The organism is Mesorhizobium album (assembly GCF_033977205.1).
GTDB lineage: Bacteria > Pseudomonadota > Alphaproteobacteria > Rhizobiales > Rhizobiaceae > Mesorhizobium > Mesorhizobium album.
Window position 1 is genome coordinate 25,513 of record NZ_JAVIIW010000063.1, and the last position, 9,908, is coordinate 35,420.

Consider the following 9,908-nt stretch of genomic DNA (forward strand, 5'->3'; position numbering starts at 1 on the left):
TGTGGGAGAACGTGGCCGAGCGAAGCTCGGTCGGATGAGGGGTGTTCCAGGGAACGCCAACGTCTCATTCCTTCCAGCACCCCTCAACCGTCTCGGCGCTGCGCGCCGATCCACCTTCTCCCACAACGGGAGAAGGAAGAAGGTGGTGCTACCTTCCTTCGCGATACCACATCGAGCCGATGGCCAGGAGCAGCAGGCCGAGGCCGAGGAAGCCGGCGAACAGCGGCACGCGCGAAACGGCCTTGAGGGCGCTGTCGTCGGTGGTGCGAAGGCCGATCCAGTCGTCGCCCGAGGCGGCGCCCGCGGAACGGACCGGCACGATCGATGGCAGGCTCAGGCCGCCGGTGAGGCTGCCGAGCGCGGATGACGGCGCCAGCCGGCGCACGCTGCCCCCGGTCGCCTCCGCCGGCGCCTTCAGCCTGTCTTCGGTGGAGATCACGTCGGAGAATTCCGGCGCGTTGACCGGGCCGACATGGGCAAGCGCGGTGAGGTCGCCATTGCCCACCTGATAAAGGCCGATCTCGCTGGTCTGCAGGCTGCCCGTGAAGATGCTCGGCTCGGATTTCTGCAGCTTGACCGTCATTGCTTTACCGGAGGGCGTGATGACCTGGGCCGGGCCGGGATCGTCGCTCATCGTCTGGCGACGTATTTCCAGAACCATGCCGCGGCCGTCGGCGGTCAGCCGTTCCTCTTCCAGCTCCGGCTCCTTCATCAGCCAGTGGGCGATGCGCCGGTAAAGCTGGACGTGCGGTCCGCCGCCCTCGAAGCCGCGCGCCCATAGCCAACCCTGGTCGGAAAGCAGCATGCCGACCCGGCCTTCGCCCTTGCGGTCGAGCAGCAGCAGCGGGCGATCGTCGGCCCCTTTCATCACCACCTCGCCCTCCGGATTCTTGACGCCGATGGTGCGGAACCAGCGGCTCCAATGCGGCGGGTCGGTAGCGGAGCCGTCGAGCCCGCGCGTCACGGGGTGGCGCTGACCGAGATCGGTGAGACGCGGATAAAAGGCCTTGTCGACGATCTCGCCGCTGGGCATCGCCGGCAGGGCCGACATCAGCGGCGTGCGGGCAATCGAGCTCTCGCCGGCATATTCGGGGCCGGCGGCGATCAGCAGCGCGCCACCCTTTTCGACATATTCGGAGATGTAGTCGTAATAGAGGATCGGCAGCACATCGCGATGCTGGTAGCGGTCGAAGATGATGAGGTCGAAGTCCTTGATCTTCTCGACGAACAGCTCGCGCGTCGGGAAGGCGATCAGCGACAGTTCATTGATCGGCGTGCCGTCCTGCTTTTCCGGCGGCCGCAGAATCGTGAAATGGACGAGATCGACCGAGGCATCGGATTTCAGCAGGTTGCGCCATGTGCGCTCGCCGGCGTGCGGCTCGCCGGAGACGAGCAGCACGCGCAGGTTCTCGCGAATCCCGTCGACCAGCGCGATGGCGCGGTTGTTGGCGTCCGTCAGTTCGCCCGGCTCATGGTCGATGCCAAGCTGGACGATGTTGCGGCCAGCATTGGGGATGGTGACCTCAAGCTTCATCGGCTGGCCGATGGTCGCATGCTCGACCGAGACCTGCTGGCCGTTGACCGAGACCCGCACGTCGACCGGGCCGCCCTGGCCCTCAGTGGAAATGACACGGTAGGTCATGTCGAGCGGCTTGCCGACGAGGCCGAAGCGCGGCGCGTTCTCGAAGCGGATGCGGCGATCCTTCTCATGCTCGTTGCCGGTGATCAGCGCATGCAGCGGCGCGTTGAAGTCCGGAGCGCCGGCCGGCGCGTCATGCACCTCGCCGTCGGTGATCATGATCGCGCCGCCGATGCGCGAGGGCGGCACGTCGCGGAAAGCGCCTTCCAGCGCGCTGAACAGCCTGGTTTCCGTGCGCTCGTCGGCAGCCTCGGACTTGCCGGCGTCGACGACGCGGACATCGAATTGCTTGAACCGGCCAAGACGCTCCTGAAGGCCCGCCAGCGCCTCCTCGGTCTGCTTGGCGCGGTCGCCGATGTCCTGGCTCTGGCTGCGGTCGACGATGACGGCGACGACGCTCTTCAGCGCCTGGCGTTCCTCGTCAAGGAAGACGGGGTTGAGTAGCGCCGCGCCGAGCGCAAGCAGGGCAATGAAGCGCAGGGTCGAGCCGCGCTGACGGAACCACAGGCCGGCCAGCGCAAGCAGCAAGAGCGGCGCGAAGACGAGGCCAAACAGCGGCCAGGAAACGAGCGGCTCGAAGGAGATCGACCAGTTCATGACCTACTGCCCCAGCCGTTCGAGCAGGATGGGCACATGCACCTGGTCGGATTTGTAGTTGCCGGTCAGCATGTACATCATGATGTTGACGCCGGCGCGCAGCGCGTAGATGCGCTGCATCGGATCCGGCGGCACCGTCGGCAGCATCGGATCGCCGTTTGCGTCGACCGCCCAGGCGCCGGCGAAGTCATTGGCGGTGATCATGATCGGCGACACGCCGTCGCCGGTGCGCACCGGGCGGTTCTCGGTGTTGCTGGCGTCGAGCGAGGTCTCGACCCACAGCGGGCTGCCGTTGAAGCGGCCCGGAAACTCCGGAAGGATGAAGAAGGATTTCGTCAGCACATGATCCGATGGCACCGGCTCCAGCGGCGGCACGTTGAGATTGGCGAGGATGTCGCGCAGCCGCTCGGTGGCCGGGCTGGCCGACCCGGCGCCGATGCCGTTGGAGAACTGGTCGCGCGTGTCGAAGAGAACGGTGCCGCCCTGCTGCATATAGGCGTCGATGCGGGCGATCGCCGCTTGGCTCGGCATCGGCGCGGTGGCGTCGATCGGCCAGTAGATCAGCGGATAGAAGGACAGCTCGTCCCTGGAGATGTCGACGCCGGCCGGCGGGCCGGGCTCGAGCGCCGTCTTTTCGATCAGGAAACGCGTCAGGCCTTCGAGGCCGGCGCGGCTGATCGAATCGACGCCGGGCTCGCCGGTGATCACATAGGCGATGCGGGTTTTTGAAATGTCCTCGACCGCCTGCGAATCGCCGGGCTTCGAATCATCCGCGCGGACAGGATCGGCGTGGCCGAAGAGCCCGCCGAGCACGATCAGCACGGCAGCAGCAGTCGCCGCGGCGCGGCCTGGCCGTCGCGAGAACAGCCCGCCCATCCACTGGACGGCTAGCGTGTCGAGCAGCATCAGCAGGAGGGCGACGGTGACCAGCGGGCCCTTCAGGTTCTCCGATTCGTCGAAGGCGTAGGGAACGGCGGTCACCGGCAGCGAGACCTGCGGGCGTGCAAGCGGTGTGAAGGTGCTCGATGCGTTGAGCAGGTTATGCGCGAAAACGCCGGTTTCCGAGCCATAGAGCCCAGGCGGGTTTTCCAGCGTCACCGGCAAAGGGCCGGCGCCCGGAACCAGCGGCCGCGCATCGGGCGGCGGGGGCACCAGCGTGCCGTCGGCGCCGACCATGCGATAGGGTGCCAGCGATGTTGCGGCGGCCTCGGCATTGGCAACCGCGGCACCCTGGTTGCGCGACAATTGTACGACGCGCCGCAGCATCTCGACGAAGCTGCCGGAGATCGGCAGGTTCGACCAGGTCGCCTCCGGCGTGACATGGAAGAGCACCAGCGTTCCCTTGTCCTTCTTCATGCCGGTGACCAGCGGCGTGCCGTCGGCGAGCGTCGCCCACGTGCGCTCGACGATGTCGGGCGTCGGCTCGGCCAGCACCTGCCGGCTCACCGTCACCTCGCTCGGCGGCGCGAGATCGGCGAAGGGGCCGTTCTTCGGGAATTCCGTGACCGCCTGCGGCGTCGTCCAGGACAGCGCGCCGCCCAGCGCGCGCTCGCCGCTGCGCAATCTCACCGGCAGGAGGTCGTCGTCATTGCCTGCGGCAGCTAGTCTGGGACCGGCAAAGCGCACCAGCGTGCCGCCGTTGTTCACCCAGTCGACCAGCCGCTGCCGGACCTGCTCGGGGATTGTGCCGACATCGGCCATGATGATCATCGCCGGCTTCTGGTCGAGAAGCTGCGGAATTGCGTCGGCCAGATCGACGCTCGACGGCTCGACCAGGTCGGCGAAGGGTTGCAGCGCGCGCCTGATGTAGTAGAGCGGCGACAGCAGCGGCTGCGCCTGATCGCCTTCGGCCTGCGACAGCAGCCCGACGCGGCGGCGTTTGGAGCTTTCGTCGAGCACACGCACGGCACCGGCCTGGTGCTGGCCGTCGAGCGCGATCGAGGCGAAGTCGTTGCGCAGCTCGAACGGCACCTTCACCGTTCCGGTGGCGGTGGTTTCGCCGGGCGCGAAGGTCAGTGTCGCGTCGGCGATGCGGCGACCCTTGTCGTCGAAGGCGCCTGCCGTCAGCTGCGCCGGCGCCGGATCGCCCGGCGCGCGGATGGCGGTCAGCGTGAAGCCGTCGACCTGGTTGTCGGCACTGATCAGGCCGGTCAGCGAAAGCCGGTCGGAGGTGGCCCAGACCAGCCGCGAGGCATTCTTTTCCAACAGCGTCTTGAAAGCGGCTTCGTCGCCGTTCGCCGCCAGGCCGTCGGCAAGCACAGCGACGCTGGCGCCGGGCAGGCGCTCCAAAGCGGCGGCGACGCGGGCATAGACTGCCGGGCGGTCCGTCGGCACGGGGCGCGGCTTTGCCGCGCGCAGGCGGTCGAGCGCGGCCGACGCATCGAAGGGGCCGATCTCGGCATTGGGCTTCTCGGCGGTGAAGGCGATGACGACCGGCACGCCGTTCGAGCCGGCGTCCGCGATCAGCCGCTCGGCGGTGGCGACGCGCTTGCCCCAGTCGGCCGCACTTGCCCAGTCATTGTCGACGACCAGCGCCAGCGCCGAGCCTTCCGCCGGCAGTTTTTCGCGCGGATTGAAGACAGGTTCGGCCAGAGCCATGACGACCAGCGCCGCCATCAACAGCCTCAGCAGCGTCAGCCACCAGGGACTTTGATGGGGCGTCTCCTCGCGCCTCAAGACGCGGGCGAGGATTCTCAGCGGTGGAAAGACCTCCGTCTGCGGCCTCGGTGGCGTCAGTCTCAGCAGCCACCAGATCACCGGCAGGGCCAGCAGGCCCCACAGCACCATCGGCGCGCCGAAGGAAAGCGGCAGCCAGCTCATGTGACCGCCTTTCCGATCTGTCCGACACCGGCGCTCAGCCCGCGATGGCCGCCGCCGGCGGTCATTGCCATGTGCACGCGCACCAGCGCCTCGGAGGCGAGGCGGTCGGTGTGGTTGACGGTGAAGCTCCAGCCGAGACGCTTGCACCAGCCGGCCAGTTCCTGGCGGCGGGCGGTGTAGTGCAGGCGATATTCCTGAGCCAGCGTTTCGGCGCGGCCGGCGGTCAGCTTGTCGCCGGTCTCGGGATCGGTGAACTCGGTGCGGCCGGCATAGGGGAAGGTTTCCTCGGCCGGGTCGGCGACCTCGATCAGATGCGCGCGCACGCCGTGACGGGCGAGCACGTCGAGCCAGGTCATGGTTTCCTCGACCGGATCGAGGAAGTCGCTGACGATGACGATATCGCAGAAGCGGCGGATGGCGGACAGATCGGGCTTGGCCGGCAGCGAGCCGGCCGAGCCGAGCTGGGCTGCGATCCGCTCGGCGCCGTTGCGGGCGGTGAAGGGATCGGTCAGGCCGGGCCAGGCAATGCGCTCGCCGCTGCGCGACAAAAGTTCGGCCAGCGCGAGCGCCAGCACCAGCGCGCGCGATTCCTTGGAAACCAACGCGCCCGCCGATTTAAAGAGCATGGAGGGGGAGGGGTCCGCCCAGAGCCAAACGGTGTGGGCTGCTTCCCACTCGCGGTCGCGCACATAGGTATGGTCGTCACGCGCCGAGCGGCGCCAGTCGATGCGCGAAGAATCGCCTTCGACATAGGGCCGGAACTGCCAGAAATTCTCGCCGATGCCGCGCTTGCGGCGACCGTGCCAGCCGGCGATCACGGTGTTGACGATGCGGCGGGCCTCGACCAGCAGATCCGGCACCAAAGAGGCCCGCAACCGGCCACGGGCGAGCGCGTCGCGCGTCGCAACCGGTGCCTGGACCTCGCCTATTCGACCCATCAGATGCCTTTTGCCAGTTTCGCCACCACGTCGCGCACCGAGGTGCCTTCGGCGCGGGCAGCGAAAGTCAGCGCCATGCGATGCTGCAGCACCGGCTCGGCCAGGGCGCGGACGTCATCGGCCGACGGCGCCAGCCTGCCATCATATAAGGCACGCGCCCGGGCGCACAGGGTCAGCGCCTGGCTGGCGCGGGGACCAGGGCCCCAGGCGACGTGCTTGTCGGTGTCGGCATTGCCCTCGCCCGGGCGGGCCGAGCGTACCAGCTTGAGGATCGCCTCGACGACGCTTTCCGGCACCGGCATGCGACGGATCAGCATCTGGATTTCCTTGAGCCTGGCCGGCTGCAGCACATTGTCGGCCTTGGCCTCCTCGACGCCGGTCGTTTCGAGCAGGATGCGACGCTCGGCCTCGATATCCGGATAGAGGATGTCGACCTGCATCAGGAAGCGGTCGAGCTGGGCTTCCGGCAGCGGGTAGGTGCCTTCCTGTTCCAGCGGATTTTGCGTCGCCAGAACGTGGAAGGGCGAAGGCAGGTCGTAGCGGACGCCGGCGATCGTGACGTGATATTCCTGCATCGACTGCAGCAGCGCCGACTGCGTGCGCGGCGAGGCGCGGTTGATCTCGTCGGCCATCAGAAGCTGCGTGAAGATCGGCCCCGGAATGAAGCGGAAGGAGCGCTTGCCGAATTCGTCCTGCTCCATCACTTCCGAGCCCAGAATGTCGGACGGCATCAGGTCGGGCGTGAACTGGATGCGGCGGGAATCGAGGCCGAGCACGATACCCAGTGTCTCGACCAGCTTGGTCTTGGCGAGGCCCGGCACGCCGACTAGCAGCGCATGGCCACCGGCCAGCAGCGCCACCAACGTGCGCTCGACGACGGCTTCCTGACCGAAGATCACGCGGCCTACGGCATCGCGGACCTTCGAGATGTCGGCCAGCGCCTTCTCGGCCTCTTCGACCATCGCCTTTTCGCTCAACGGGCTTTCCTTGATCATCACGCTCATGCCGCTCGGTCCTTGTGGCTGGAAATACCGGCCTGCACTCTCAGAGTCGCAGAATGCCGCGATTCGGCCTCGCCTGGCGCCTGCGATTGAACTTAAATCACACACTTAGGCTGACAAGCGAAACAACAGTGACTATTTCGTGACCATGACCGATGATTGCGGATATCGCGAGCAAAGCCTGAGCGAACAGAGCCTGACTGGCGCCATCGAGGCGCGCGGGCTGGAAGCGCTGATCTCGCGGGCGGCGCGGGCCGGCAAGGGACCGGCCCCCGTGGAGCGCTGGAATCCGGACTTCTGCGGCGATCTCGACATGGAGATCAAGGCCGACGGCACATGGTTCTATCTCGGCACGCCGATCGGACGCATGCCGTTGGTGCAGCTCTTTTCCAGCGTCTTGCGCAAGGATGCCGACGGCAAGACCTATCTGGTGACGCCGGTGGAGCGCGTGGGCATCCGCGTCGCCGATGCGCCCTTCATCGCCGTCGAGATGAGTGTGTCGGGGACCGCCGGCGATCAGGTCATAACTTTTCGCACCAATGTCGGCGACGTCGTCACCGCCGGGCCTGGTCATCCGCTGCGCTTCGTCGACGAGGACGCGACCGGCGGGCTCAAGCCCTATGTGCTGGTGCGCGGGCGGCTGGAGGCCCTGGTGGCGCGGCCGGTGATGTACGAGCTTGTCGAGCATGGTGAGGAGATCGACATCGACGGCATGGCAATGTTCGCCGTCCGCTCGGGCGGCGCGGTCTATCCGATCATGCCGGCCGAAAAACTCGAGCGGCTCAGCGCGTGATGGACCAGGTGGCGCCAGTGCCGTTCTCGATCGCGGATTTTCGCGCCCGCGTCGCGGCGCAGGCCGAGGCGCAGCCAGACGACGAGTTTGGCGATCATCGCTTCAATCCCGGCCATCCCAGGCTGCAGCACATAAAGCCGCTGCGCGACGCCGCGGTGCTTATCCCGGTCATCGATCACGCCGATGGCGCCACGGTGCTGCTTACCAAGCGCGCGGAAAGGCTGCGCAGCCATTCCGGCCAGGTGGCCTTTCCCGGCGGCACGATCGATCCGACAGATCCCGGCCCTGAAGCTGCCGCGCTGCGCGAGACCTTCGAGGAGATCGGCCTCGACCGCGACCACATAGAAATCATCGGTCGCATGCCCGACTATGTTTCCGGCAGCGGCTACCGCATCGTGCCGGTGCTTTCCGTGGTGCGGCCGGGCTTTTCACTGGCGCTCAATGCCGAGGAGGTCGACGCGGCCTTCGAAGTGCCGCTGCGCTTCCTGATGGACCCCGCCAACCATGCGCGCGACAGCCGTATGTGGAACGACCTCGAATGGTTCTTCTACGAAATGCCCTATGGCGGCCAGCGCATCTGGGGCGTCACTGCCGGCATCATCCGCACCCTCTATGAAAGGCTCTACGCGTGAGCGCCGAGGTGTCTCTGGCGGGCAGGGCCGGTTGGCTCGGCGAAAAGCATCTGCAGCGCCTGCTTGCCGCGCTGAAAGAGGGCGGCGAGGAGGCGCGCGTGGCGGGCGGCGCGGTGCGCAATGCGCTGATTGGCCAGCCGGTCGCCGACATCGACATTGCCGCAACGACCGTGCCCGAGGAAACGATCCGCCGAGCCGAGGCCGCCGGCTTCAAGACGGTGCCGACCGGCATCGAGCACGGAACCATCACGGTGGTCGCGGGCGGCAAGGTCTATGAGGTCACCACGCTCAGGGCCGATATCGAGACCGACGGCCGGCGGGCGAAAGTGACGTTCGGGCGCGACTGGCAGCTTGACGCCGAGCGCCGCGACTTCACCATCAACGCGCTCTATGCCGAAGCCGACGGCACGGTCGTCGACCTTGTCGGCGGCGTCGCCGATATCGAGGCGCGGCGGCTGCGCTTCATCGGCGATCCCGAAGCGCGCATCCGCGAGGATTATCTGCGCATCCTGCGCTTCTTCCGCTTTTTTGCCTGGTATGGCGACGGCCGGCCCGATGCCGAAGGCTTGAAGGCCTGCGCCAGGCTGAAGGACGGGCTCGGCCGGCTTTCGGCCGAGCGCGTCTGGTCCGAATTGAAGAAGCTGTTTTCGGCACCGGATCCCTCGCGCGCACTGCTTTGGATGCGCCAGGCCGGCGTCCTCTCCGCCGTGCTCCCGGAGAGCGAGAAGTGGGGCATCGACGCCATCCACGGGCTGGTCAGGACCGAAAAGGATCTCGGCTGGGCAGCCGATCCGATGCTGAGGCTTGAGGCCATTGTTCCGCCGGATGCCGCACGCATGAAGATGCTCGCCGAAAGGCTGCGATTTTCGAACGGCGAGGGGCAGCGGCTGCGGTGCTGGGCGTTGACCGTTCCGCCGGACTCCAAGGCGACCGAGACGGAATTCTCGAAGAAGCTCTATTTCGGCGATTGCGACGGTTTTCTTGACCGGTTGCGGCTGGCACTCGCTGCGGCGCGGGGGCGCGCCATCGAGGACAACCAGGCCATGATGGAAGCCGGCGGCTATTCGCGCCTACTCAATTTCGCCCTGAAATGGGAAAGACCCGTTTTCCCCATCAAGGGCGCCGACCTGACCGGACTCGGGGCGTCGCCAGGCCCGAAGCTTGGCGCCACGCTGAAGAACCTCGAGAGGGAATGGGTGGATTCGGGGTTCACCATGGATCGCGGCGCGCTGCTAAAACGCGCCGCGAAGGCTCTCGAGGCTTAGAGCGGTTCACCGTTTCACGGAAACGCCGAACCGCTCTATCTCTTTGTTTTCATGCAATTCCGGACGGAAAACCGTTACACACCTTTCCTGGAGTTGCTCTAGCTAGTTTCCCTCCATAAACGTGCGTATTTCACTGCGTTTACAATGAGTTGCGCGCGATTGAAAGCGCCTTGACTGGCGTGGAGGGGTCGAAGAGCGCTGTTTGTCGCCAAAATAGTGTCAC

General features: G+C 66.7%; 7 protein-coding genes. 3 read left to right on the top strand and 4 right to left on the bottom strand.

Annotated features, from left to right (window positions below; translation table 11 throughout):
* Positions 1-148: 148 nt before the first annotated feature.
* Genes RFN28_RS31655 through RFN28_RS31670 form a run of 4 tightly spaced genes read right to left on the bottom strand, consistent with a single transcriptional unit; the run spans position 149 to position 6,998 of the window.
* Positions 149-2,236 carry a hypothetical protein gene (locus tag RFN28_RS31655; protein WP_320291091.1) on the bottom strand — a complete coding sequence of 696 codons (2,088 nt, stop codon included), beginning with the start codon at positions 2,234-2,236 and terminating at the stop codon, positions 149-151.
* Between the two features lie 3 nt (positions 2,237-2,239).
* Entirely contained in the window at positions 2,240-5,056 is a 2,817-nt protein-coding gene (locus RFN28_RS31660; RefSeq protein WP_320291092.1) for a DUF4159 domain-containing protein, read from the bottom strand.
* Positions 5,053-5,994 (bottom strand): DUF58 domain-containing protein, encoded by a 942-nt coding sequence (locus tag RFN28_RS31665; RefSeq protein ID WP_320291093.1) that lies wholly within the window; start codon positions 5,992-5,994, stop codon positions 5,053-5,055. Before RFN28_RS31665 ends, RFN28_RS31660 begins: the two co-directional genes overlap by 4 nt.
* Complete coding sequence (locus tag RFN28_RS31670; RefSeq protein WP_320291094.1) at positions 5,994-6,998, bottom strand: AAA family ATPase; 1,005 nt, start codon at positions 6,996-6,998, stop codon at positions 5,994-5,996. Before RFN28_RS31670 ends, RFN28_RS31665 begins: the two co-directional genes overlap by 1 nt.
* 145 nt (positions 6,999-7,143) lie before the next feature.
* Here RFN28_RS31670 and RFN28_RS31675 point away from each other — a divergent pair, with 145 nt between their 5' ends.
* From RFN28_RS31675 to RFN28_RS31685, 3 genes are read left to right on the top strand one after another with little or no spacing between them, the layout of a single operon-like run.
* The gene (locus RFN28_RS31675) at positions 7,144-7,788 is read left to right on the top strand and encodes a DUF1285 domain-containing protein (protein WP_320291096.1); all 645 of its coding nucleotides are present in this window, start codon (positions 7,144-7,146) and stop codon (positions 7,786-7,788) included.
* A complete protein-coding gene (locus RFN28_RS31680) occupies positions 7,788-8,420 on the top strand; it encodes a CoA pyrophosphatase (RefSeq protein WP_320291097.1) in 633 nt (210 codons plus the stop codon). The genes RFN28_RS31675 and RFN28_RS31680 overlap by 1 nt, the downstream gene beginning before the upstream one ends.
* On the top strand, positions 8,417-9,685 hold the full coding sequence (locus tag RFN28_RS31685) for a CCA tRNA nucleotidyltransferase (RefSeq protein ID WP_320291095.1): 1,269 nt from the start codon (positions 8,417-8,419) through the stop codon (positions 9,683-9,685). Before RFN28_RS31680 ends, RFN28_RS31685 begins: the two co-directional genes overlap by 4 nt.
* Positions 9,686-9,908: the final 223 nt, after the last annotated feature.